This is a genomic window from Pseudomonas rustica (genome assembly GCF_018336155.1).
Taxonomy (GTDB): Bacteria; Pseudomonadota; Gammaproteobacteria; order Pseudomonadales; family Pseudomonadaceae; genus Aquipseudomonas; species Aquipseudomonas rustica.
In genome coordinates, this window is the sequence record NZ_JAGYHF010000009.1 from 107,822 (window position 1) to 132,479 (window position 24,658).

21 protein-coding genes and 1 other RNA gene are annotated in these 24,658 nt (G+C 59.8%); 17 read left to right on the plus strand and 5 right to left on the minus strand.

Features of this window, described 5'->3' with window-relative positions; genetic code table 11:
* Positions 1–51 precede the first annotated feature (51 nt).
* The 17 genes from rnpB to lpxC all read left to right on the plus strand — a co-directional run bounded on the left by rnpB (position 52) and on the right by lpxC (position 18,663).
* Positions 52–405: RNase P RNA component class A (gene rnpB / locus KFS80_RS18650), an RNA gene on the plus strand.
* Positions 406–807: 402 nt separating this feature from the next.
* Positions 808–1,263: a division/cell wall cluster transcriptional repressor MraZ gene (gene mraZ, locus KFS80_RS18655; protein WP_008147486.1), complete on the plus strand. Its 456-nt coding sequence runs from the start codon at positions 808–810 to the stop codon at positions 1,261–1,263.
* Entirely contained in the window at positions 1,260–2,207 is a 948-nt protein-coding gene (gene rsmH, locus KFS80_RS18660) for a 16S rRNA (cytosine(1402)-N(4))-methyltransferase RsmH (protein ID WP_371926024.1), read from the plus strand. The genes mraZ and rsmH overlap by 4 nt, the downstream gene beginning before the upstream one ends.
* Entirely contained in the window at positions 2,204–2,497 is a 294-nt protein-coding gene (ftsL, locus tag KFS80_RS18665; RefSeq protein WP_053123650.1) for a cell division protein FtsL, read from the plus strand. Before rsmH ends, ftsL begins: the two co-directional genes overlap by 4 nt.
* On the plus strand, positions 2,497–4,236 hold the full coding sequence (locus KFS80_RS18670) for a peptidoglycan D,D-transpeptidase FtsI family protein (RefSeq protein ID WP_178124211.1): 1,740 nt from the start codon (positions 2,497–2,499) through the stop codon (positions 4,234–4,236). The genes ftsL and KFS80_RS18670 overlap by 1 nt, the downstream gene beginning before the upstream one ends.
* Complete coding sequence (locus KFS80_RS18675) at positions 4,236–5,699, plus strand: UDP-N-acetylmuramoyl-L-alanyl-D-glutamate--2,6-diaminopimelate ligase (RefSeq protein ID WP_212545539.1); 1,464 nt, start codon at positions 4,236–4,238, stop codon at positions 5,697–5,699. The genes KFS80_RS18670 and KFS80_RS18675 overlap by 1 nt, the downstream gene beginning before the upstream one ends.
* Positions 5,692–7,059 (plus strand): UDP-N-acetylmuramoyl-tripeptide--D-alanyl-D-alanine ligase, encoded by a 1,368-nt coding sequence (locus KFS80_RS18680; RefSeq protein WP_212545540.1) that lies wholly within the window; start codon positions 5,692–5,694, stop codon positions 7,057–7,059. The genes KFS80_RS18675 and KFS80_RS18680 overlap by 8 nt, the downstream gene beginning before the upstream one ends.
* Positions 7,059–8,141 carry a phospho-N-acetylmuramoyl-pentapeptide-transferase gene (gene mraY, locus KFS80_RS18685; protein ID WP_008082775.1) on the plus strand — a complete coding sequence of 361 codons (1,083 nt, stop codon included), beginning with the start codon at positions 7,059–7,061 and terminating at the stop codon, positions 8,139–8,141. Before KFS80_RS18680 ends, mraY begins: the two co-directional genes overlap by 1 nt.
* A gap of 5 nt (positions 8,142–8,146) precedes the next feature.
* Positions 8,147–9,493 (plus strand): UDP-N-acetylmuramoyl-L-alanine--D-glutamate ligase, encoded by a 1,347-nt coding sequence (gene murD / locus KFS80_RS18690; protein WP_159815074.1) that lies wholly within the window; start codon positions 8,147–8,149, stop codon positions 9,491–9,493.
* Positions 9,490–10,707 (plus strand): putative lipid II flippase FtsW, encoded by a 1,218-nt coding sequence (gene ftsW / locus KFS80_RS18695; RefSeq protein ID WP_053123640.1) that lies wholly within the window; start codon positions 9,490–9,492, stop codon positions 10,705–10,707. Before murD ends, ftsW begins: the two co-directional genes overlap by 4 nt.
* The gene (gene murG, locus KFS80_RS18700; RefSeq protein WP_212545541.1) at positions 10,697–11,767 is read left to right on the plus strand and encodes an undecaprenyldiphospho-muramoylpentapeptide beta-N-acetylglucosaminyltransferase; all 1,071 of its coding nucleotides are present in this window, start codon (positions 10,697–10,699) and stop codon (positions 11,765–11,767) included. The genes ftsW and murG overlap by 11 nt, the downstream gene beginning before the upstream one ends.
* Complete coding sequence (gene murC / locus KFS80_RS18705) at positions 11,760–13,220, plus strand: UDP-N-acetylmuramate--L-alanine ligase (RefSeq protein ID WP_053123636.1); 1,461 nt, start codon at positions 11,760–11,762, stop codon at positions 13,218–13,220. Before murG ends, murC begins: the two co-directional genes overlap by 8 nt.
* Positions 13,217–14,191, plus strand: coding sequence for a D-alanine--D-alanine ligase (locus KFS80_RS18710; RefSeq protein ID WP_212545542.1), 975 nt, complete (start codon positions 13,217–13,219; stop codon positions 14,189–14,191). The genes murC and KFS80_RS18710 overlap by 4 nt, the downstream gene beginning before the upstream one ends.
* A 4-nt stretch (positions 14,192–14,195) precedes the next feature.
* Positions 14,196–15,062 (plus strand): cell division protein FtsQ/DivIB, encoded by an 867-nt coding sequence (locus tag KFS80_RS18715; protein ID WP_053123632.1) that lies wholly within the window; start codon positions 14,196–14,198, stop codon positions 15,060–15,062.
* A 15-nt stretch (positions 15,063–15,077) separates the two neighbouring features.
* Positions 15,078–16,337 (plus strand): cell division protein FtsA, encoded by a 1,260-nt coding sequence (ftsA, locus tag KFS80_RS18720; RefSeq protein WP_053123630.1) that lies wholly within the window; start codon positions 15,078–15,080, stop codon positions 16,335–16,337.
* 105 nt (positions 16,338–16,442) lie between these two features.
* Positions 16,443–17,639, plus strand: a complete 1,197-nt coding sequence (ftsZ, locus tag KFS80_RS18725; protein WP_053123624.1) for a cell division protein FtsZ — start codon at positions 16,443–16,445, stop codon at positions 17,637–17,639.
* 112 nt (positions 17,640–17,751) lie between these two features.
* Complete coding sequence (lpxC, locus tag KFS80_RS18730; protein WP_008082763.1) at positions 17,752–18,663, plus strand: UDP-3-O-acyl-N-acetylglucosamine deacetylase; 912 nt, start codon at positions 17,752–17,754, stop codon at positions 18,661–18,663.
* A 151-nt stretch (positions 18,664–18,814) separates the two neighbouring features.
* On the opposite strand, the gene KFS80_RS18735 is transcribed toward lpxC, so the two are convergent.
* From KFS80_RS18735 to KFS80_RS18755, 5 genes are all read right to left on the minus strand, one after another.
* Positions 18,815–20,323: a sensor domain-containing diguanylate cyclase gene (locus KFS80_RS18735; RefSeq protein WP_212545543.1), complete on the minus strand. Its 1,509-nt coding sequence runs from the start codon at positions 20,321–20,323 to the stop codon at positions 18,815–18,817.
* A 135-nt stretch (positions 20,324–20,458) separates the two neighbouring features.
* On the minus strand, positions 20,459–21,775 hold the full coding sequence (locus KFS80_RS18740) for an OprD family porin (RefSeq protein WP_212545544.1): 1,317 nt from the start codon (positions 21,773–21,775) through the stop codon (positions 20,459–20,461).
* Positions 21,776–21,969: 194 nt separating this feature from the next.
* The gene (locus KFS80_RS18745) at positions 21,970–22,191 is read right to left on the minus strand and encodes a hypothetical protein (RefSeq protein ID WP_053123621.1); all 222 of its coding nucleotides are present in this window, start codon (positions 22,189–22,191) and stop codon (positions 21,970–21,972) included.
* 432 nt (positions 22,192–22,623) lie between these two features.
* Entirely contained in the window at positions 22,624–23,988 is a 1,365-nt protein-coding gene (locus KFS80_RS18750) for a heavy metal sensor histidine kinase (protein WP_212545545.1), read from the minus strand.
* Entirely contained in the window at positions 23,978–24,655 is a 678-nt protein-coding gene (locus tag KFS80_RS18755; protein ID WP_003228008.1) for a heavy metal response regulator transcription factor, read from the minus strand. Before KFS80_RS18755 ends, KFS80_RS18750 begins: the two co-directional genes overlap by 11 nt.
* Between the last annotated feature and the right edge of the window lie 3 nt (positions 24,656–24,658).

The window sequence follows — 24,658 nt, forward strand, 5'->3', positions numbered from 1 at the left end:
CGGCTATTAGCGCTTGTTCTTCGGGCGCTCTGCCGTTAACCTTCGCGGCGGAGAGTCGATCGGACAGTCGCTGCCCTCTATGAAAATTAGGGGGGGGAGGAAAGTCCGGGCTCCATAGGGCGAAGTGCCAGGTAATGCCTGGGAGGCGTGAGCCTACGGAAAGTGCCACAGAAAATAACCGCCTAAGCGCTTCGGCGCCGGTAAGGGTGAAAAGGTGCGGTAAGAGCGCACCGCACGTCTGGCAACAGTTCGTGGCTAGGTAAACCCCACTTGGAGCAAGACCAAATAGGGTCCCAAGGCGTGGCCCGCGCTGGGACCGGGTAGGTTGCTAAAGATGTCCAGTGATGGCCATCGTAGACGAATGACTGTTCAAGACAGAACCCGGCTTACAGATCGACTCTCCACCTTTTTCTTTCCCTGCTTGAATCAATAGCAACAGGGCTGTGTAATATCAGCAGACCTGCTGTGAAAGTCCGGCAGCGGCAAACGCAGTAATAGCCATTTCCCACCGTGCTTCAATCAACAGCAGAAGCGCTTTTGTAATACCGAAAAAATCTTACTCTTAACAAATTACTTTAACTTCCGAGCGCAGCTTCCAGTGCTGCATCAAGTTATTGGTCAAAACTATCCGCCAATTTGTCGTTACCCCTCCTTTTATGTTCCTAAATCTCCGTTCTGTAAGGGTTTTCCTTTACTCCGCGCCTTGACGGTGTGGTGGGCGCATTCCTATAGTGTGCGCAAGTGGCGGAAAGTGGCATGAAGTGGGTTTTTTGAGCTCAAAACGATAAAAATTGGAGAAACGCTGACGTGTTTCGCGGAGCTAACGCTATCAGTCTCGATGCAAAGGGCCGTCTCGCTATGCCGAGCCGGTACCGCGACGAGCTCGTTTCGCGTAGTTCCGGCCAATTGATCGTGACCATTGATGCCGTTGATCCATGCCTGTGTGTCTATCCGCTCGATGAGTGGGAAATTATTGAAACCAAGTTGCGCGCACTTCCTTCGCTTCGCGAAGAGAACCGTCGCCTGCAACGTTTATTGATTGGTAATGCCGTCGATCTCGAACTCGATGGTAGTGGTCGTTTTCTGGTTCCACCGCGTCTGCGCGAATACGCCAAGCTCGATAAGCGCGCGATGCTGGTAGGCCAACTGAACAAGTTCCAATTGTGGGACGAGGATGCATGGGACGCGGTATCTGCCGCTGACCTTGCTGCTATTCAACAACCGGGCGCCATGCCTGATGAACTGCGTGATTTGATCCTGTGACTATTGATAGCGGCTTTAACCACATCACCGTACTGCTCGACGAAGCCGTGGAGGCTCTCGCCGTACGTCCTGATGGATGCTATCTGGACGGTACGTTCGGTCGCGGCGGACACAGCCGGCTGATCCTCAGCCAGCTCGGAACAGATGGTCGTCTCATCGGATTCGACAAAGATCCACAAGCGATTGCCACCGGGCAAACGCTAGCGGCCGAAGACGGCCGCTTTGTCGTTGTGCAGCGCAGCTTTGCCGAGCTCGGTTCGGTGGTTGCCGAACAGGGTCTGAGCGGCAAGGTCAGCGGCATTCTGCTCGACCTCGGCGTCTCTTCGCCGCAGCTCGACGACGCTGAACGCGGCTTCAGTTTCCTCAACGACGGTCCACTGGACATGCGCATGGATCCGTCCCGTGGCATCAGCGCTGCCGAATTCGTCAACACCGCACCGGCCGAAGAAATCGCCCGGGTGTTCAAGGAATACGGCGAAGAACGTTTCTCCGGTCGCATGGCTCGTGCCGTTGCCGAACGTCGCGATATCACACCGTTCGAGCGCACCGCCGATCTGGCCGAAGTGCTCAAGGTCGCCAACCCGGCGTGGGAAAAGGGCAAGAACCCGGCCACCCGTGCGTTCCAGGGTTTGCGCATTCACGTCAACAACGAACTGGGCGATCTGGAAGCGGGCCTCGAAGCCGCGCTGGACGCACTGGAAATCGGTGGGCGTCTGGTGGTGATCAGCTTCCACTCGCTGGAAGACCGCATCGTCAAACTGTTCATGCGCAAACTGGTGAAAGGCGAAGCCGACAACCTGCCGCGCAACCTGCCGGTTCGTCACGTAGCGTTCGAACCGAAAATCAAAGTCCATGGCAAAGCGCAGACGGCCTCCGACGCCGAACTCAAAGCCAACCCACGTTCCCGTAGCGCCGTCATGCGCGTCGCGGAGAAGTTGCGGTGAGCAAGCTTTTCGCCAAGCCATTGCCTGGCGGCAGCTTTCTGATGCTGCTGCTGTTTATCGGCGTGCTCGTGTCGGCCATCGGCGTGTCTTACAGCGCGCACTGGAACCGCCAGTTGCTCAACAATCTTTATAACGAACTCAGCGTGCGCGACAAGGCACAGGCCGAGTGGGGCCGTTTGATTCTTGAACAAAGCACCTGGACCGCGCACAGCCGGATCGAAGTGCTGGCCAGCGAACAATTGAAAATGCACATTCCGGGCGCGGCTGACGTGAAGATGGTGGCGCCATGATGAAACTCGAAGGCGCACTCTTCCCGTGGCGCTTCCGCCTGATGGTGGCACTGCTCGGCGTGATGGTCGCAGCAATCTGCTGGCGCATCATCGACCTGCAAGTGGTTGACCGTGACTTCCTCAAAGGTCAGGGCGACGCACGCAGTCTGCGTCACATCCCGATTCCGGCTCACCGTGGTCTGATCACCGACCGTAACGGCGAGCCTTTGGCCGTCAGTACGCCGGTGACCACCCTGTGGGCCAACGCCAAGGAAATGCAGTCGGCCAAAGAGAAATGGCCGGCACTGGCGGCAGCTCTGGGTCAGGATCCGAAAGCCCTGACCGAGCGTCTCGAAGCTCAGGCCAACAAAGAATTCATTTATCTGGTGCGCGGGCTGACCCCCGAGCAGGGCCAGGCTGTGCTTGATCTGAAAGTGCCAGGCGTTTACGGCATCGAAGAATTCCGCCGCTTCTATCCGGCCGGTGAAGTCACTGCGCACATGGTTGGCTTTACCGACATCGACGACCACGGTCGTGAAGGCGTCGAACTCGCCTACGACGAGTGGCTCGCCGGTGTGCCGGGCAAACGGCAGGTCATCAAGGATCGGCGCGGTCGGCTGATCAAGGATGTCCAGGTCACCAAAAACGCCAAGGCCGGCAAGCCCTTGGCGTTGTCCATTGACCTGCGTCTGCAATACCTGGCCAACCGCGAGTTGCGTAACGCAATCATCGAAAACGGCGCCAAGGCCGGCAGTCTGGTGATCATGGACGTGAAGACCGGCGAGATCCTCGCCATGGTCAACCAGCCGACCTACAACCCGAACAACCGTCGCAACCTGCAACCGGCGATGATGCGTAACCGCGCGATGATCGACGTGTTCGAGCCGGGTTCGACCATGAAAGCCATCTCGATGAGCGCCGCGATCGAATCCGGCCGCTGGAAACCGACCGACACCGTCGAGGTGTATCCGGGTACATTGCAGATTGGCAAGTACACCATCAAAGACGTTTCGAGAACCGAAGGCCCGGTGCTGGACATGACCGGCATCCTGATCAATTCCAGTAACGTCGGCATGAGTAAGGTCGCGTTCGATATCGGCGGCGAAACCATTTATCGCCTCGCACAGAAAGTCGGCCTCGGCCAGGACACCGGCCTCGGCTTCCCGGGCGAGCGCGTCGGCAACCTGCCGAACTACCGTGAGTGGCGCAAGGCTGAAACCGCGACCCTGTCTTACGGATACGGTATTTCCGTGACCGCGATTCAGCTGGTGCACGCCTTCTCTGCGCTGGCCAACAACGGTCGTCTCGCGCCGCTGACCCTGATCAAAACCGACAAGCCGCCGCAGACCACGCAAGTGCTGCCGGAAGCTGTGGCGAAAACCATGCAAGGCATGCTCACCCAAGTGATTGAGGCACCGCGCGGTGTATTCCGTGCGCAGGTGCCGGCGTATCACGTGGCCGGCAAGTCGGGTACTGCACGTAAAACATCGGTGGGCACCAAGGGCTACGCCGAAAACTCCTATCGCTCGCTGTTCGCCGGTTTCGGCCCGATGAGCGATCCGCGTTACGCCATCGTTGTGGTGATCGACGAACCAAGCAAGGCCGGCTACTTCGGTGGTCTGGTATCGGCGCCAGTGTTCAGCCGTGTGATGTCCGGCACCCTGCGTCTGATGAACGTGACCCCGGACAATCTGCCGGCGACACAACAGGCCAACGCCACCCCGGTCATACCGCTGAAAGCCAATGGAGGGCGCGGCTGATGTCATTAAGTTTGAACAAGATATTCCCCCACGCCGGCCACGATCTGTTGATCCGTGAATTGGCGCTGGACAGCCGTAACGTACGCGCTGGCGATCTGTTCCTCGCCGTGCCGGGCGGCAAATTTGATGGCCGTGCGCACATCGCTGATGCATTGCAACGCGGTGCTGCCGCTGTAGCTTATGAAGTCGAAGGCGCCACTGTGCTGCCGATCACTGACGTGCCATTGATTCCGGTCAAAGGCCTCGCTGCGCAACTGTCGGACATCGCCGGGCGTTTTTACGGTGAGCCAAGTCATCACCTGAACCTGGTGGGCGTGACCGGCACCAACGGTAAAACCAGCGTGACCCAACTGGTTGCGCAGGCACTGGATCTGCTCGGTCAGCATTGCGGCATCGTCGGCACGCTGGGTTCCGGCTTCTATGGCGCACTGGAAAGCGGTCTGCACACCACGCCGAATCCGATTGCCGTACAAGCGACATTGGGCGACCTGAAAAAGGCCGGCGCCAAAGCCGTGGCCATGGAAGTGTCGTCCCACGGTCTGGATCAGGGCCGCGTCACTGCGCTGGCGTTCGACGTCGCGGTGATGACCAACCTGTCCCGTGATCATCTGGATTATCACGGCACCATGCAGGCTTACGCCGAGGCCAAGGCCAAGCTGTTCGCCTGGAATGATTTGAAGTGCCGCGTGGTCAACCTCGACGATGATTTTGGCCGGCAACTGGCCGCTGAAAAACGTGAGTCGCGCTTGATCACCTATAGCCTGCTCGACAGCAGCGCCTATTTGTATTGCCGCGAAGCGCAGTTCGACGACCACGGTGTGCGCGCCACGCTGGTCACGCCGCAGGGCGAACATCATCTGCGCAGCACGCTGCTCGGTCGCTTCAACCTGAGCAACGTCCTTGCTGCGGTCGGCGCATTGCTCGGTCTGGATTACGCGCTCGACGAAATTCTCAAAGTGCTGCCGAAACTCGAAGGCCCGGCCGGACGCATGCAGCGTCTTGGCGGTGGCACGCAACCGTTGGTGGTGGTCGATTACGCCCACACCCCGGACGCACTGGAAAAAGTCCTGACCGCGTTGCGCCCGCACGTCAAAGGTCAACTGCTGTGCCTGTTCGGCTGCGGCGGTGATCGTGATCGCGGCAAGCGTCCGTTGATGGCTGAAGTGGTCGAGCGTCTGGCCGATCAGGTGCTGGTCACCGACGACAACCCGCGTACTGAAGATCCGGCAGTGATTTTCGATGACATCCGCGCCGGTTTCACGGCTGTGGATAAAGTTACCTTCGTTGCTGGCCGTGGTCAGGCGATTGCACAACTGATTGCCGGCGCGTCGGCCGATGACGTGATTGTTCTGGCCGGTAAAGGTCACGAGGACTATCAGGAAATCAACGGCGAGCGCCACGCTTTCTCCGACCTGGTCGAGGCTGATCATGCCCTGACCGCTTGGGAGGTGGCCCATGCTTAAGGCCCTGAAACTCAGCGAACTGTCCAACGCCCTCGATGCCCGTTTGATCGCCGGTGATGCCAGCTTCGACGGCGTCAGCATCGACAGCCGTGCGATCCAGCCAGGCCAACTGTTTATTGCGCTGACCGGCCCGCGTTTCGACGGTCATGACTATTTGAATGACGTCGCCGCCAAAGGCGCGGTGGCTGCGCTGGTCGAGCGTGAAGTCGCCGACAGCACCTTGCCGCAATTGCTGGTCAAGGACACCCGTCAGGCCCTCGGCCAGTTGGGCGCCTTGAATCGCGCCGCGTTCACTCAGCCTGTAGCGGCGGTGACCGGTTCCAGCGGCAAAACCACGGTCAAGGAAATGCTCGCAAGCATCCTGCGCACGCGCGGCCCGGTGCTGGCGACCCGTGGCAACCTGAACAACGACCTCGGCGTACCGCTGACCCTGATCGAACTGGCCGCGGAACACACCTCGGCCGTGATCGAACTGGGCGCCTCGCGTCTGGGTGAAATCGCCTACACCGTCGGGCTGACCAAGCCGCACGTAGCGATTCTGAACAATGCCGGCACCGCTCACGTCGGTGAGTTCGGCGGCCCGGAAAAAATCGTCGAAGCCAAAGGCGAAATCATCGAAGGGCTGGCGGCCGATGGCATCGCCGTGCTCAACCTCGATGACAAGGCTTTCGGTATCTGGAAGACCCGCGCTGCCGGTCGCAAGGTGTTGACCTTCGCCCTGAGCAACACGCAGGCGGACTTTTACGCCAGCGATCTGACCACCGATGCCCGTGGTTGCCCGGCCTTCAATCTGCACACACCTGAAGGTGTCGAGCGCGTTCAACTGAACCTGCTCGGCACCCATAACGTCGCCAATTCCATGGCCGCCGCCGCTGCCGCGCACGCCTTGGGCGTGTCGCTGTTCGGCATCGCCACCGGCCTTGGCGCCGTGCAACCGGTCAAGGGTCGCACCGTCGCGCAACTGGCGCAGAACGGCATGCGCGTGATCGATGACACTTACAACGCAAACCCCACCTCGATGTGCGCGGCCGTTGATATACTCGCCGGCTTTTCCGGCCGCACCGTCCTGGTGCTCGGGGATATCGGCGAGTTGGGCGATTGGGCGGAGCAGGGGCACCGCGACGTGGGCGAGTACGCCCGGGGCAAGGTTTCCGCGCTTTACGCCGTCGGGCCAAACATGGTTCACGCCGTCAACGCATTCGGTGAACAGGCGCATCACTTCGGCACGCAAGCCGAGCTGATCCAGGCCCTCGACGCCGAGCAGGACACAAACACCACTATTTTGATCAAGGGTTCGCGCAGTGCAGCGATGGAAAACATCGTTGCGGCTCTGTGCGGATCCAGTCTGGAGAAACATTAATGCTGCTGCTGCTAGCGGAGTATCTGCAACAGTTCTACAAAGGCTTCGCGGTCTTTCAGTACCTGACCCTGCGCGGGATTCTCGGTGTGCTGACCGCGCTGGTTTTGTCGCTGTGCTATGGCCCGTGGATGATCCGCACCCTGCAGAACCGTCAGATCGGTCAATCCGTGCGTAACGACGGCCCGCAATCGCACCTGTCCAAGTCGGGCACCCCGACCATGGGCGGCGCACTGATTCTGTCTTCGATCGGCGTCAGCACTTTGCTTTGGGCTGACTTGAGCAACCGCTACGTCTGGACTGTGTTGCTGGTGACCTTGCTGTTCGGCGCCATCGGCTGGGTCGACGATTACCGCAAAGTCATCGAGAAGAATTCGCGTGGCTTGCCGAGCCGCTGGAAGTATTTCTGGCAGTCGGTGTTTGGCCTCGGCGCGGCGATCTTCCTTTATATGACCGCATCCACCCCGGTGGAAACCACGCTGATCCTGCCGATGCTCAAGGACTACAGCATTCCGCTGGGCCTGGGTTTCATCGTGCTGACCTACTTTGTGATCGTCGGTTCGAGCAACGCGGTCAACCTGACTGACGGCCTCGACGGTCTGGCGATCATGCCAACCGTGATGGTCGGCGGCGGCCTGGGCATCTTCTGCTACCTGTCGGGTAACGTGAAATTCGCTGAATACCTGCTGATCCCTTATGTGCCGGGCGCGGGCGAACTGATCGTGTTCTGCGGCGCGCTGATTGGCGCCGGATTGGGCTTCCTCTGGTTCAACACCTATCCAGCGCAAGTGTTCATGGGCGACGTCGGTGCCCTGGCACTCGGCGCGGCACTGGGCACCATCGCAGTGATCGTCCGTCAGGAAATCGTCCTGTTCATCATGGGCGGCGTGTTCGTGATGGAAACCCTGTCAGTCGTCATTCAGGTTGCGTCCTTTAAGCTGACCGGTCGCCGTGTGTTCCGCATGGCACCGATACACCACCACTTTGAACTCAAGGGCTGGCCCGAGCCGCGCGTGATTGTCCGTTTCTGGATCATCACCGTGATTCTCGTGCTGGTTGGCCTTGCCACCCTGAAGCTGAGGTAGAACGAGTGTCTCTGATCGCTTCTGACCACTTCCGCATCGTTGTCGGCCTCGGCAAGAGCGGCATGTCCCTGGTTCGCTTCCTGGCGAACCGGGGCACGTCGTTTGCCGTGGCGGACACGCGGGAAAATCCACCGGAACTGGCCACGCTCAAGCGTGACTATCCGCACGTGGAAGTGCGTTGTGGCGAGCTGGACGTCGAATTCCTCTGCCGTGCCGACGAGCTCTACGTGAGCCCCGGCCTGGCACTGGCGACCCCGGCCCTGCAAGCCGCTGCGGCCCGTGGCGTGAAACTGTCCGGCGACATCGAGCTGTTCGCGCGTAACGCGCAGGCGCCGATCGTGGCCATCAGCGGTTCCAACGCGAAAAGCACCGTCACCACCCTGGTCGGCGAGATGGCGGCTGCGGCGGGCAAACGCGTCGCCGTCGGCGGTAACCTCGGCACCCCGGCGCTGGACTTGCTCAGCGACGACATCGAGCTGTACGTGATGGAGCTGTCGAGCTTCCAGCTGGAAACCACCGACCAGCTCAACGCTGAAGTGGCGACCGTGCTGAACATCAGCGAAGACCACATGGATCGCTACAGCGGCCTGCCGGCTTACCACCTGGCCAAGCACCGGATCTTCCGTGGCGCGAAGCAGTTCGTGGTCAACCGTCAGGATGCACTGAGCCGTCCGCTGATGGGCGAAGGCCAGCCATGCTGGACCTTCGGCCTGACTAAACCTGATTTCAAAGCATTCGGTATCCGCGAAGAAGACGGCGAGAAGTATCTGGCCTTCGAATTCCAGAACCTGATGCCAGTGCGCGAATTGAAGATTCGTGGCGCGCACAACCAGTCCAACGCCCTCGCGGCGCTGGCACTCGGTCATGCGGTCGGCCTGCCGTTCGATGCGATGCTCGCGGCGCTGCGCAACTTCGCCGGTCTTGAACACCGCTGCCAGTGGGTGCGTGATCTCGACGGCGTGGCTTACTACAACGATTCCAAAGCCACCAACGTCGGCGCCGCACTGGCTGCCATCGAAGGCTTGGGCGCGGACATCGACGGCAAGGTCATCCTGATCGCCGGTGGCGATGGCAAGGGTGCCGAATTTAACGATCTGCATGATCCGGTGGCGGCCAACTGCCGCGCCGTGATCCTGATGGGCCGCGACTCCGACAAGATCGGCGCCGCCATCGGCGATGCCGTGCCGCTGATTCGCGCGACCTCGCTGGTCGACGCCGTCGCGCAATGCCGCGCCGCTGCTCAGCCGGGTGACGTGGTGCTGCTGTCGCCAGCCTGCGCCAGTTTCGACATGTTCAAGAATTATGAAGACCGTGGTCACCAGTTCGTCCGCGCTGTGGAGGAATTGGCATGAGCCTGCGCAATATCATCAAACCGTATCCGTCGCCGATCATCACCGGGCGCGGTATCGACCTCGATTTCCCGATGCTCGCTGGTTGCCTGGCGCTGCTCGGTCTCGGTTTGATCATGATCGCCTCGGCGTCCACTGAAGTGGCGGCGGCGCAGTCGGGCAGTCCGCTGTATTACATGATTCGCCACCTTATATATGTGGTGCTGGGTTTGGGCGCGTGTGTCATCACCATGATGATCCCGATCGCCACCTGGCAGCGCCTCGGCTGGTTGATGTTGCTCGGCGCGTTCGGTTTGCTGGTGATGGTTATCGTCCCCGGCATCGGCCGAGAAGTGAACGGTTCGATGCGCTGGATTGGTTTCAGCTTCTTTAACGTGCAGCCGTCCGAAATCGCCAAAGTATTCGTGGTGATCTACCTCGCCGGTTATCTGGTGCGGCGTCAGAAAGAAGTGCGTGAGAGCTGGATGGGCTTCTTCAAGCCGTTCATCGTGCTGCTGCCGATGGCCGGTCTGTTGCTGATGGAGCCGGACTTCGGTGCCACCGTCGTAATGATGGGCGCTGCGGCGGCAATGCTATTCCTTGGCGGGGTCGGGCTGTTCCGCTTCTCGCTGATGGTGGTGTTGGCGGTCGGGGCGGTGGTGCTGCTGATTCAGATGCAGCCGTATCGTATGGCGCGTCTGACCAACTTCGCTGACCCGTGGGCTGACCAGTTCGGCGCTGGTTATCAACTGTCGCAAGCGTTGATCGCCTTCGGTCGCGGTGAATGGCTCGGCGTGGGTCTGGGCAACAGCGTGCAGAAGCAGTTCTACCTGCCGGAAGCGCACACCGACTTCGTGTTCTCGGTTCTCGCTGAAGAGCTCGGCGCGGTGGGTTCGCTGTGCACCGTGGCCCTGTTCGTGTTCGTGTGTATTCGCGGCATGTACATCGGCTTGTGGGCGGAGAAAGCCAAACAATATTTCGCAGCTTATGTGGCCTACGGCTTGTCGTTCCTGTGGATTGGTCAGTTCCTGATCAACATCGGTGTGAACGTCGGCCTGCTGCCGACCAAGGGTCTGACCTTGCCGTTCCTCAGTTACGGCGGCAGTTCGTTGGTGATCTGCTGTGCCTGCCTCGGCTTGTTATTGAGGATCGAGTGGGAGAGTCGAACCCACCTGGGCAGTGAAGAAATGGAATTCCATGAGAGCGACTTCGCTGAGGAGCCGAATCATGGGCGCTAACGTGTTGATCATGGCCGGCGGAACCGGCGGCCACGTGTTCCCGGCGCTGGCCTGTGCCCGCGAGTTTCAGGCGCGCGGCTACACCGTGCACTGGCTCGGCACGCCGCGCGGAATTGAAAACGAACTGGTGCCGGGAGCAGGGCTGGAACTGCACCGCATCAACGCCAGCGGTTTGCGCGGCAAGGGCAAGCTGTCGCTGCTCAAGGCGCCGTTCATGCTGCTGAAATCGGTGTGGCAGGCACGGGCGATCATTCGTCGCTTGAAGCCAGTGTGCGTGGTCGGCTTCGGTGGTTATGTGACTGGCCCCGGTGGCCTCGCCGCGAAACTGGCCGGCGTGCCGGTGATCGTTCACGAGCAGAACGCAGTTGCCGGCACCGCCAATCGGTTGCTGGTGCCGTTCGCCGCCCGGGTGTGTGAAGCGTTCCCCGACACCTTTACTCTGTCGGACACCCGCCGTACCACCGGAAACCCGGTGCGCAGCGAGCTGTTCCTCGAAACATCGCGCCCGGCTCTGGCTGGTCGCAAAGCGCGTTTGCTGATCCTTGGCGGAAGCCTTGGCGCAGAACCGTTGAATAAATTGCTGCCTGAAGCCCTGGCCCAAGTCGCTGCCGATTTGCGCCCGGAAGTGTTTCATCAGGCCGGCAAAAACCACGATGAAATGACTGCAGAGCGCTACCGCGCCGCCGGCGTCGAAGCGCAGGTGCAGCCGTTCATCAAAGACATGGCCCAAGCCTATGGCTGGGCCGACCTGGTGGTGTGCCGCGCAGGCGCGTTGACCATCAGTGAGCTGGCTGCCGCCGGTCTGCCCTCGATGCTGGTGCCTTTGCCCCACGCGATCGACGATCACCAGACCCGCAACGCCGATTATTTGGCCCGTGAAGGCGCAGCCTTCCTGATGCCGCAAAGAACGACTGGTGCCGCGGATCTTGCCGCGCGCCTGACAGAGGTCTTGATGCAACCGCAACGACTCGAAGATATGGCCCAAGCGGCCCGCCGTCTGGCGAAACCCGATGCCACCCGTAGCGTGGTCGATACCTGTCTGGAGGTGGCCCATGGTTGAGAATCAGAAAGCCATGCCGCAACCGGAAATGCGCCGCATCCGTCGCATCCACTTCGTCGGTATCGGCGGCGTGGGCATGTGCGGTATTGCCGAAGTGTTGTTGAACCTGGGCTACGAAGTGTCCGGTTCCGACCTGAAAGCTTCGCCGGTCACCGAGCGTCTGGAATCGTTCGGCGCGCAGATCTTCATCGGCCACCGTGCCGAGAACGCCGCGACCGCCGATGTATTGGTGGTGTCGAGCGCGGTGAACACCTCTAACCCGGAAGTCGCGACGGCCCTTGAACGTCGTATTCCAGTGGTGCCGCGGGCCGAAATGCTCGCTGAGCTGATGCGCTATCGCCACGGCATCGCCGTCGCCGGTACGCACGGCAAAACCACCACCACCAGCCTGATCGCTTCGGTGTTCGCCGCCGGTGGTCTGGATCCGACCTTCGTCATCGGTGGTCGTCTGAATGCTGCGGGCACCAATGCCCAGCTCGGCACCAGCCGTTACCTGATCGCCGAAGCCGATGAAAGCGACGCGAGCTTCCTGCACCTGCAACCGCTGGTGGCCGTGGTCACCAACATCGATGCCGACCACATGGCGACCTACGACGGTGACTTCAACAAACTGAAGAAAACCTTCGTCGAGTTCCTGCACAACCTGCCGTTCTACGGTTTGGCCGTGATGTGCCTCGACGACCCGGTCGTGCGCGAAATCCTGCCGCTGGTGAAACGTCCGACCGTGACCTACGGCTTCAGCGAAGACGCTGACGTGCGCGCGATCAATGTGCGTCAGCAAGGCATGCAGACCTTCTTCACCGTGCTGCGCCCTGACCGCGAGCCGCTGGACGTTTCCGTGAACATGCCGGGCAATCACAACGTGCTCAACTCGCTGGCGACCATCTGCATTGCGTCCGATGAGGGCGTCAGCGATGAAGCCATCGTTCAGGGCCTGTCGGGTTTCCAGGGTGTCGGTCGACGCTTCCAGGTCTACGGCGAACTGCCGGTGGACGGTGGCCACGTGATGTTGGTCGACGACTACGGTCACCACCCGACCGAAGTCGCGGCCGTGATCAAAGCCGTACGCGGTGGCTGGCCGGAACGCCGTCTGGTGATGGTGTATCAACCGCACCGTTATAGCCGCACCCGCGACCTGTACGACGATTTCGTCAATGTACTGGCCGACGCCAACGTGCTGCTGCTGATGGAAGTTTATCCGGCCGGCGAAGAGCCGATCCCGGGCGCCGACAGCCGCAAGCTGTGCAACAGCATCCGCCAGCGCGGTCAGCTCGACCCGATCTACATCGAGCGTGGCGTTGATCTGGCACCGCTGGTGAAGCCGCTGTTGCGTGCTGGCGACATCCTGCTGTGCCAGGGCGCGGGTGATATCGGCGGTCTCGCGCCGAAGCTGTTGAAAAGTGAATTGTTCGCTGGCGCCGTGGCGGCGTCGGTCGAGGGGAAGTTGAAATGACTGCTGCCTACGCCAACCTGTTCTCCACCATCGCGCCGAAAGACTTCGGCCGCGTCGCCGTGCTCTTCGGCGGCTTGAGTGCCGAGCGTGAGGTTTCGCTGAAATCCGGTAACGCCGTTCTCGATGCGCTGCAGAGCGCTGGTGTGGACGCGTTCGGTATCGACGTTGGCGCCGACATTCTGCAACGTCTGCTGAGTGAAAAAATCGACCGCGCCTTCATCATTCTTCACGGCCGTGGCGGTGAAGACGGCTCCATGCAGGGCCTGCTCGAAGTGGCCGGCATTCCCTACACCGGCAGCGGCATTCTGGCCTCGGCACTGGCGATGGACAAACTGCGCACCAAGCAGGTCTGGCACAGCCTCGGGATTCCGACGCCGCGTCACGCCGTGCTGTGCAGCGAAGCCGATTGTATTTCTGCGGCGACGGAACTGGGCTTCCCTTTGATCGTCAAACCGGCCCATGAAGGTTCAAGTATCGGGATGGCCAAAGTGAGTTCTGCGTCCGAGTTGATCGACGCATGGAAAGCGGCCAGTACCTACGATTCGCAAGTCTTGGTTGAGCAATGGATTCAAGGTCCGGAGTTCACCATCGCCACCCTGCGTGACCAGGTGTTGCCTCCAATCGCCCTGGGTACACCGCACACGTTTTACGACTACGACGCCAAGTACATCGCCAACGATACCCAGTACCGCATTCCGTGCGGGCTGGATGCCGCCAAGGAACAGGAACTCATGGATCTCACGGCCAAGGCCAGTGAGGCGCTGGGGATTGCCGGTTGGGGCAGGGCGGACGTGATGCAGGACGCCGACGGGCAGTTCTGGTTCCTGGAAGTGAACACCGCACCGGGCATGACCGATCACAGTCTGGTGCCGATGGCGGCCCGTGCTGCCGGTCTGGATTTCCAGCAACTGGTACTGGCGATTCTGGCCGCCAGTGTTGAAGGCGCAGTTACCCAAGAGGCGCGAGGTTAAGACCATGCAAGGCGCTCAGCTCAGACATCAGCCACCCGCACCCGGCCGCAAGCCGGTACCGCGGGGTGCCAGCCGAATGGTGGCGAAAGAGCCGATGTCCGCGCGCCTGCCGAAAGCCAATTTCGGTTTTCTGAAAAGCCTGTTCTGGCCGGTGCTGCTGGTTGTGCTGGGCTTTGGTACGTACGAAGGGGCAACGCGTTTGCTGCCTTACGCCGACCGGCCGATCACCAAGATCGCCGTGCAGGGCGACCTGAGCTATATCAGCCAGCAAGCAGTGCAGCAGCGCATCGCCCCGTACGTGGCGTCGAGCTTCTTCACCATCGACTTGGCCGGGATGCGCACCGAGCTTGAGCAGATGCCCTGGATCGCCCATGCCGAAGTACGTCGGGTGTGGCCGGATCAAGTGGTGATCCGCCTCGAAGAGCAATTACCGGTAGCGCGTTGGGGCGACGAGTCGTTGCTGAACAACCAGGGCCAGGCGTTTACACCCAAGGAACTGGCGAACTACGAACACCTGCCACAGCTGTTCGGCCCACAACGGGCTCAGCAGCAAGTGATGCAGCAGTATCAGGTGCTGAGCCAGATGCTGCGGCCGTTGGGCTTCTCGATTGCACGCCTGGAATTGCGTGAACGCGGGAGCTGGTTCCTGACCACCGGTGCCGGCAGTTCCGGCCCCGGCATCGAGCTGCTGCTGGGACGCGGCAATTTGGTGGAAAAGATGCGCCGCTTTATCGCCATCTATGACAAGACGCTTAAAGACCAGATTACGAACATTGCGCGCATCGATCTGCGCTACGCCAACGGCCTCGCTGTTGGCTGGCGGGAACCTGTAGCGCCGACGACAGCCCAACCCGCTGTCGCGAAGAATTAAGAAGAGGCAGGACCCATGGCAAACGTGCAAAGCGGCAAAATGATCGTCGGTCTCGATATCGGCACCTCCAAAGTGGTGGCGCTGGTCGGCGAGGTCTCCGACGACGGCACGCTGGAAATCGTCGGGATCGGTACCCATCCGTCCCGTGGCCTGAAGAAGGGCGTGGTGGTGAACATCGAGTCCACCGTGCAATCGATCCAGCGTGCGATCGAAGAAGCCCAACTGATGGCGGGCTGCCGCATTCACTCGGCGTTCGTCGGCGTGGCGGGCAATCACATCCGCAGCCTGAACTCCCACGGCATCGTCGCGATCCGTGATCGCGAAGTCAGCTCGGCCGACCTTGAGCGCGTACTCGACGCTGCTCAGGCTGTAGCGATCCCGGCTGACCAGCGCGTGCTGCACACCCTGCCGCAGGATTACGTGATCGATAACCAGGAAGGCGTTCGCGAACCTCTGGGGATGTCCGGCGTGCGTCTGGAAGCCAAGGTTCACGTGGTCACCTGCGCCGTCAACGCTGCACAGAACATTGAAAAATGCGTGCGTCGCTGCGGTCTGGAAATCGACGACATCATTCTCGAGCAACTGGCCTCGGCCTACTCGGTACTGACCGACGACGAGAAAGAGCTGGGCGTGTGCCTGGTCGACATCGGCGGCGGTACTACCGACATCGCGATCTTCACCGAAGGCGCGATCCGTCACACCGCGGTGATCCCGATTGCCGGTGATCAGGTGACCAACGACATCGCCATGGCGCTGCGCACCCCGACTCAGTACGCCGAAGAAATCAAAATCCGCTACGCCTGCGCCCTGGCGAAACTGGCCGGTGCCGGTGAAACCATCAAGGTGCCAAGCGTCGGCGACCGTCCACCGCGCGAACTGTCGCGTCAGGCCCTGGCCGAAGTGGTCGAGCCGCGTTACGACGAACTGTTCACGCTGATTCAGGCCGAGCTGCGTCGCAGCGGCTACGAAGACCTGATCCCGGCCGGCATCGTGCTGACTGGCGGTACTTCGAAGATGGAAGGCGCGACTGAACTGGCCGAAGAAATCTTCCACATGCCGGTTCGTCTGGGCGTGCCGCACGGCGTCAAAGGTCTGGATGACGTGGTGCGCAACCCGATTTATTCCACTGGCGTTGGCTTGTTGATGTACGGCCTGCAAAAGCAGTCCGACGGGATCTCGTTCTCGGGCATCGGCAGCCGCGACAGCTACAGCAACGAAGAGCCACAGGCGCCGTTGCTGGATCGATTGAAGAAGTGGGTTCAAGGCAACTTTTAAAAGCAGTTCGAAGCGTCAAGCTTCGAGCGGCAAGCAGTAGCAGTAGATGCACCGCAACAAACATGCAGTAGGCGAAAAAAACTAGAGAATGTAAGGAGAGGGAAAATGTTCGAACTCGTAGACAACATCCCCGCAAGCCCGGTAATCAAAGTTATCGGTGTCGGCGGTGGCGGCGGCAACGCTGTCAACCACATGGTCAAGAGCAACATCGAAGGCGTTGAATTCATCTGCGCCAACACCGATGCTCAAGCGCTGAAAAACATCGGCGCACGTACCATCCTGCAACTGGGCACTGGCGTGACCAAAGGCCTCGGCGCCGGCGCGAACCCGGAAGTCGGCCGTCAGGCTGCTCTGGAAGACCGTGAGCGTATTGCCGAAGTGCTGCAGGGCACCAACATGGTGTTCATCACCACTGGCATGGGCGGCGGTACCGGTACCGGTGCTGCACCGATCATCGCCGAAGTGGCCAAGGAAATGGGCATTCTGACCGTTGCGGTCGTGACTCGTCCGTTCCCGTTCGAAGGCCGCAAGCGTATGCAGATCGCCGATGAAGGCATCCGCATGCTGTCCGAAAGCGTCGACTCGTTGATCACCATTCCTAACGAGAAGCTGCTGACCATCCTAGGTAAAGACGCCAGCCTGCTGTCGGCTTTCGCCAAGGCTGACGATGTACTGGCCGGTGCCGTTCGCGGTATCTCCGACATCATCAAGCGTCCGGGCATGATCAACGTCGACTTCGCCGACGTGCGTACCGTGATGAGCGAAATGGGCATGGCAATGATGGGCACTGGCTGCGCCAGCGGTCCGAACCGTGCACGTGAAGCCACTGAAGCTGCGATCCGCAACCCGCTGCTGGAAGACGTGAACCTGCAAGGCGCACGCGGCATTCTGGTGAACATCACCGCCGGCCCTGACCTGTCCCTGGGTGAGTACTCCGACGTAGGTAGCATCATCGAAGCCTTCGCTTCCGAGCACGCCATGGTCAAGGTCGGTACCGTTATCGATCCGGACATGCGCGACGAGCTGCATGTGACTGTGGTAGCTACCGGTCTGGGCGCAAAAATCGAGAAGCCTGTGAAGGTCATCGACAATACCGTTCATACCTCGATGTCGACCGCTCAGGTACAACAACCGGCTCCGACCCGTCAGGAAGCGCCAGCGGTAAATTACCGTGATCTGGATCGTCCGACCGTCATGCGCAACCAGGCTCAGGCCGGTGCTGCGGCTGCCGCGAAGATGAATCCGCAAGATGACCTGGACTACCTGGACATCCCGGCATTCCTGCGTCGTCAGGCCGATTGATGGAATGTATCAGGGCTATGAAGGTGATTGGTGTTCAGCAAAGGCTCGGTCTGCTATTATCGCCAGCCTTTGTTGATACCAGTTCGCAATTTGCGCTGAAGCGGCCCAAGCCATGATTAAACAACGCACACTGAAAAATATTATCCGTGCCACAGGTGTAGGCCTGCACTCCGGTGAGAAGGTCTATCTGACCCTCAAGCCTGCGCCTGTCGACACTGGCATTGTGTTTTGTCGCGCTGACCTCGACCCTGTGGTGCAGATCCCTGCCCGCGCGGAAAACGTCGGTGAAACCACTATGTCGACGACGCTGATCAATGGCGACGTCAAAGTGGACACGGTAGAGCATTTGCTCTCGGCCATGGCTGGCCTGGGCATCGATAACGCCTACGTCGAGCTCTCCGCGTCCGAAGTCCCGATCATGGATGGCAGCGCTGGACCCTTCGTATTCCTGATTCAATCGGCAGGCCTGGAAGAACAGGACGCCGCCAAGAAATTCATCCGCATCCTGCGTGAAGTGACAGTGGAAGACGGCGACAAGCGCGCCACTTTCGTCCCTTTCGAAGGGTTCAAGGTGAGCTTCGAGATCGATTTCGATCACCCGGTTTTCCGGGACCGCACCCAAAGTGCAAGCGTGGATTTTTCCAGCACTTCGTTCGTAAAAGAAGTCAGCCGCGCCCGTACCTTTGGTTTCATGAGTGATATCGAGTACCTGCGCAAGCACAACCTCGCACTCGGCGGCAGCGTTGAAAACGCAATCGTGGTCGATGCCGATGGCGTACTGAACGAAGACGGCCTTCGCTATGAAGACGAATTCGTGAAGCACAAGATCCTCGATGCCATTGGCGACCTGTACCTTTTGGGTAACAGCCTGATTGGTGAGTTCAAAGGCTTCAAGTCCGGTCATGCACTGAACAACCAGCTGTTGCGCAAGTTGATTGAGCAAACAGATGCTTGGGAAGTGGTGACGTTCGATGACGCCAGCACCGCACCAATCTCTTACATGCGCCCGGTTGCGGCGGTGTAAGTAAAAAACCTCTCTAGTTTTTTGAAGGCCATCCTCGGATGGCCTTTTTTTATGCTCCTTTTTTCAGAAGCAAAAGATCGCAGCCTTCGGCAGCTCCTACAGGAACCGCATTCCAATGTAGGAGCTGCCGAAGGCTGCGATCTTTTGATCTTCAGGCAGCCACCACCACTCGATTGCGCCCACCTTCCTTCGCCTGATACAACGCCTTGTCCGCCACAAACAGCAACTGCTCCAGCGTCATCTCACTCGCCGCCGTCCACGTCGCAATGCCGAGACTCACCGTCATCGGCCGATCAGCCCCTGCAACCCACGGCAACTGCTCCACCGCCTGCCGAATATGCTCGGCAATCTGCTGCGCGCCCTGGCTGTCAGTCTCGGCCAGAATCACCGAAAACTCCTCGCCGCCATACCGCGCCACCAGATCCGCCGGTCGCCGCACATTGTCCGTAATCACCTTGGCCAACGCCTTCAACGCCTGATCCCCGGCCTGATGCCCATGCTTGTCATTGAACGACTTGAAGTGGTCGGCGTCGATCATCATCACCGACATCGGTTTGCCCGAACGCTGCGCGCGGAACCACTCGTGACGCAGTGATTGATCAAGCATCCGACGATTGGCGACACCGGTCAGCGCATCGGTGGCGGCCAGTTGCGCCAGTTCACGTTCAGCGCGCTGACGTCGGCGCAGTTCACGCGCGAGCAGCCAGGTCAGCCAGAGCAATCCCACGCAGAGCGCACCAGTGGCGCCACTGATCAACATCGCCGTACGCCGCCACGTCGCAAACACCTCATCGCTGGACAGCGCGACCATCACCGTCAGCGGTAAATTGCCCACCCGCGAATAGGTGTAGAGGCGTTGCTGTTGATCCATGCTCGACGTGCTGCTGAAACTGCCCTTGCCATCCTTGTCGCGCAGAATCCGGATCACGTTGGGCCGGTTGCCGAAGCTTTTGCCGATCGAGTCGCTTTGCAGATAGGGCTTCTGCGCCAGCAGCACACCGTCATCGTCGATGATGTTCAGCGTGCTGCCCTTGCCGATGTCGAGGCTTTTGAACAGTTGATCGAAGTAGTCGAGCTTCATCGACGCCACCGCCACCCCGACAAACTCGCCGGTGTCCGAGGAAATGCGTCGGCTGAAACTGATACGCCATTGATTGGCTTCGTCGCAGTCGCAACGGGTCTTGAACGGTCGGCTGATGAACATGCCGACATCGCGGTTGAAGGCGTGGGCGAGGAAGTAATCGCGGTCGGCGAAATTGCCCGGTTTCGGCTCGACTCTTGAGGAGTCAGCAAGAACATCGCCGTGCTTGTCGAGCAGCAGAATATCGCCCTTGAAACGCGCAGTGGTGGAGCGATCGAACAGCGCCAGATGGCGGATTTCCGGCGACACGTTTTGCAGATCATCGCGCTGGGCGGCAGCGATCAAACCTTGCAGGGACAGGTCGTAGAGTTCGACGGTACGCAGCACGTCGGCGTCGATCAACTGAGCAATGGTGGTCGCACTGCGGGTGGCGGATTGCCGAGCGTTGGCGTGCTCGCGGATCAGCAGAAAAGTGACGATGGCTAAAATCGCGATCACGCTGAGCAAACTGCCGCAGATCAGCAGCAGCTCGGGGCGTCCGGTCTTGCCCGAAACGGGAGGGGTACGGCTCGCGATCATGATCGGGTTATCGGTTGGGGGATCTTCTAAGCGTAGGAGCTGCCGAAGGCTGCGATCTTTTGATCTTGTTTTTAAAAATCAGGATCAAAAGATCGCAGCCTTCGGCAGCTCCTACAGGTTCAGTGTTAACTGATCTTAGAAGACGTTGATCGGGTAGTCGATGATCACGCGGTATTCGTCGGTGTCGGTATCAATCGCGCCGTAACCATTGCCACCGCGGTTGGTCGCCCATTGCAGGCGTACCGCCAGATCTTTGGCCTGGCCACTCTGCACCACGTACTTCAAATCGATGTCGCGTTCCCAATGCTTGGCGTTGCGACCCTCGGCGCTGTACCAGTTCGAGTAACCCTGGCTATCCGGATCAACCTTGGTCAAATCCACCGTCCCGCGCGAGTACGACACTGCCGACGTCAGCCCCGGATAACCCACTCCGGCAAAGTCATAGGCGTATTTGAGTTTCCACGAGCGTTCGTTCGGGCCATTGAAGTCCGAGTACTGCTGCGAGTTGTCCAGATAAACGCTGTCGCCCTGACTGATGTAGTCGAACGGCGTGTTGCCGTTGACCCGTTGATACGCCGCCGTAACGCTGTGGCTGCCAATACCGACGGTGAAATGCAGGCTGTAGGTGTTGTTGTCGATGTCGCCGAGCAGCGCATCGCCGGTGTCTTGCGTGTGATAGAAGTGCAGGCCCGGGTTGAGGCTGACCAGATCGTTCAACTGCCAGGTGTAATCCAGGTCGTAGTAGTACTGGTTCCAGATGTCCTTGAGTTCGGACGCGTACAGGCTGCTGGTCAAACCCTCGACACCGCTCCACGCCACGCCAGCCCAGTTCAGGTGCTGGCTTTCGTCGCCCTCGGCCAACGTCCCGTAGGAGGTACCGATGCGCATGTGACCACTCTGGTTGTACGGCTTGGTGAAACTGGCCTGTCCACCCTCGATCAACCAGCCGTCGAAGCTGTGGTTGCTCAGACTGATACCGCGAAACGTCTGCGGCAGCATGCGCGTGTCACCGCCCGCGATCACCGGGTTGGTGAGGAACAGATCACCAGCCTTTAACTCGGTATCGAACGCGCGCATTTTCAACGTACCGCCCGCCGTCGAGAACGAGCCCGGCGCTTTGCCGTTGCCATCGCTGATCGGCAGGATGCTCGAGCCATCCGTGCCGCCACCGCCGTCGAGTTTCAGACCGAGCATGGCGTGGGCATCAATGCCGAAACCGACCGTGCCTTCGGTGTAACCCGACTGGAAGATCCCGAGAAACCCTTGGCCCCACTCAATGTTGTCGTCCGCCTGCTGCATGCGGTTGCGATTCATGTAGTAGTTGCGGGCGTTGAGGTTGAGGCTTGAGCCTTCGATGAAACCTTCTTTCGCAGGCTCGTCGGCGTGAACGGCGGGGGCAATCGTTGCGGCAATTGCAATGAACAGCGGAGTGAAGCGGACTGGGTAACGCACGTGCAATGGAGCTCCTTGGGTCAACTGGCGTCTCTGTATTTTGAGGCGCTCGATGTTTCTTGTTGTTACAGACGAACCAAACGGCTTTCAGACCACAACGAAAAAAGGCCGCTGAAAGGCAGCGGCCTGGAATGACGACGGTTGAACGGGAAGAGCCAAACAACCGCGTCGAGGGAAACGGAGCGGTGCGCGACTCAGCTGTCTTTTTCCAGCGATTGAGCCTGGGAAGTGGCAGCCTGAGGGGCCTGCGTGGCGTCTTTGGCCTTGGCCATCATTTCTGCCTGATGCTGGTCATACGCTTGAGCGCGGGCAGAATTTTGCGCCACGAACGCGTGGGATTCTTCAGCCATCGCCATCGGCGACAGGATCAATGAGGACAAAACGAAAGCGCTGGCAATACCCATACTGTTGGACATCTTGAAAACCTTCTCGCTTGGCGAGTGTGCTGTTTGGTGCGGGCAAAGATAGTGTTGCCGAGCGATGGGAAACAGCGCGATTTTCATAAATGACTGTTACAGCAAAAGCAAAGATCACCCCCTCACCCCAGCCCTCTCCCGGAGGGAGAGGGAGCTGACCGAGGTGTCTTGCGTTGTACATCGACCTGAAAGATCGAGTCGATTATGGATTCGGTGAATCAAGATCAGGTCGGTGCACATCTGCAGCATCCCCCAATCAGTCCCCTCTCCCTCTGGGAGAGGGTTGATCGTTCCCACGCTCTGCGTGGGAATGCCGCCAGGGACGCTCTGCGTCCCTGTGACGCAGAGCGTCACTGGATACATTCCCACGCAGAGCGTGGGAACGATCGTCACTTGTAGGAGCTGCCGAAGGCTGCGATCTTTTGATCCGCTTTAAACCGGCAAATAAATCCCGAAAGTATTCATCCCCCGATCACTGCGCACAAACACATCCCCACCATGCATCAGCGCAATCGCCTTGACGATCGCCAGCCCCAACCCATGGTTATTGCCGCTGTTACTACGCGACGCATCCACCCGATAAAACCGCTCGAACAATCGCGGCAAATGCTCACTGGCAATCGGCGAACCGGGGTTGGCGACGCCGATACTCACTTGATGTTCCTCAACCTCAATCCGCACCTCGATCACCTGACCCGCCTCGGTATGCTGCACCGCATTACTCAGCAAATTGATCAACGCCCGGCGCAAATGCGCGACTTCAATCTGCACCAGCGCATCGCCACTGACCTGCACCTGAACCTGCGCATCTTCAAGAATGAAATCCAGATATTCGAGCGTCGTCGCCACCTCATCCGCCAGCGAAGTCGACGTCAGTTTGGTCGCCTTATTACCCTGATCCGCACTGGCCAGAAACAACATGTCGTTAATGATCGAACGCAACCGTTCCAGTTCTTCCAGGTTGGATTGCAGCACCTCGAAATAGTGTTCTGCAGAACGCCCACGGGTCAGCGCCACTTGGGTCTGGCCGATCAGATTGGTCAGCGGCGAACGCAACTCATGAGCGACGTCAGCGTTGAACGATTCCAGCCGCGAATAGGCCAGTTCGACCCGTTCCAGCGTCGAGTTGAACGAGTCGACAAACTGCTCCAGCTCCGGCGGCAGCGGCGACAAACGCAAGCGCCCAGCCCTGAGCGGCGGCGCCAGTCGCTGTGCTTCGTGGGAGAGTTTGATCAACGGCTTCAAACCAATCCGCGCCACCCAATAACCCAGCGCCGAAGCCATCAACACACCGACAATCGCCAGCCCGATCAACGCGATCAACAGGTTGTGCTGAGTCTCATGAAACGTATCGGTGTCGATGCCGATCATAAAGCGCAGCGGCGGGCGCTGATCTTTGGCCGGAAACTCACTTACCAGCACTTTCACTGGATAAGGCTGCCCCGGCAATTGCAGATCGCGCGTGCCCAAAGGGCCATTGGTGATCTCGCGGATTTGGGGTGTGAGGTTGCCGTACTCGTATTGCGGATCGCCGCTGCTGATCCAGAAACTGATGCGCTTGTCTTCTTCGCCGAGCAGCTTGAGTTTGTTGTTGATCTTCACCCAGTGCTCGGGCGTGCCGAAGCGGCCGACCGTGGATTCGAGCACGCTGTAACGCGCGTCCAGTTCGGCTTCCGGCAGCAAGCCCAAACCTTTATCGACCTGCTGATACAACGCGCCGCCGATCAACAGAAACACCAGCAACGCCACCAGCGTGAACATGCCGCTGAGGCGCAGGGCAATCGAATTACTGGACACCACGGCTCTCCAGCACATAACCCATGCCGCGAATGGTGTGCAGCAGTTTCTCGTCGAACGGCCCGTCGAGCTTGGCGCGCAGGCGTTTGATTGCAACTTCGACGACGTTGGCATCGCTGTCAAAATTGATGTCCCAGACCATCTCGGCAATCGCAGTTTTCGAGAGGATTTCACCTTGCCGGCGGGCCAATACGCTCAACAGCGAGAACTCCTTGGCGGTCAGATCCAGTCGCGTACCGGCGCGGGTCGCCTTGCGGCTGATCAAATCTATCCACAGGTCGGCGATGCTCACTTGCACCGGTTCATGGCCGCCACTGCGCCGGGTCAGCGCTTGCAAGCGTGCGACCAGTTCGAGGAAGGAAAACGGTTTACCGAGGTAATCGTCGGCACCGTCGCGCAAGCCTCGGATGCGATCTTCAACCCGCTCACGGGCGGTGAGCATGATCACCGGGGTTTGCTTGCGCGCCCGCAATGCGCGCAGTACGCCGAAGCCATCGAGGCCCGGCAACATGACGTCGAGGACGATCACCGCGTAGTCGCTTTCCAGCGCCAGATGCAGGCCCTCGACGCCGTCGCGGGCCAGATCCACGGTGTAACCCTGTTCCGTCAGACCGCGGTGCAAATAGTCCGCGGTTTTTTCCTCGTCTTCGATAATCAGAACGCGCATGAC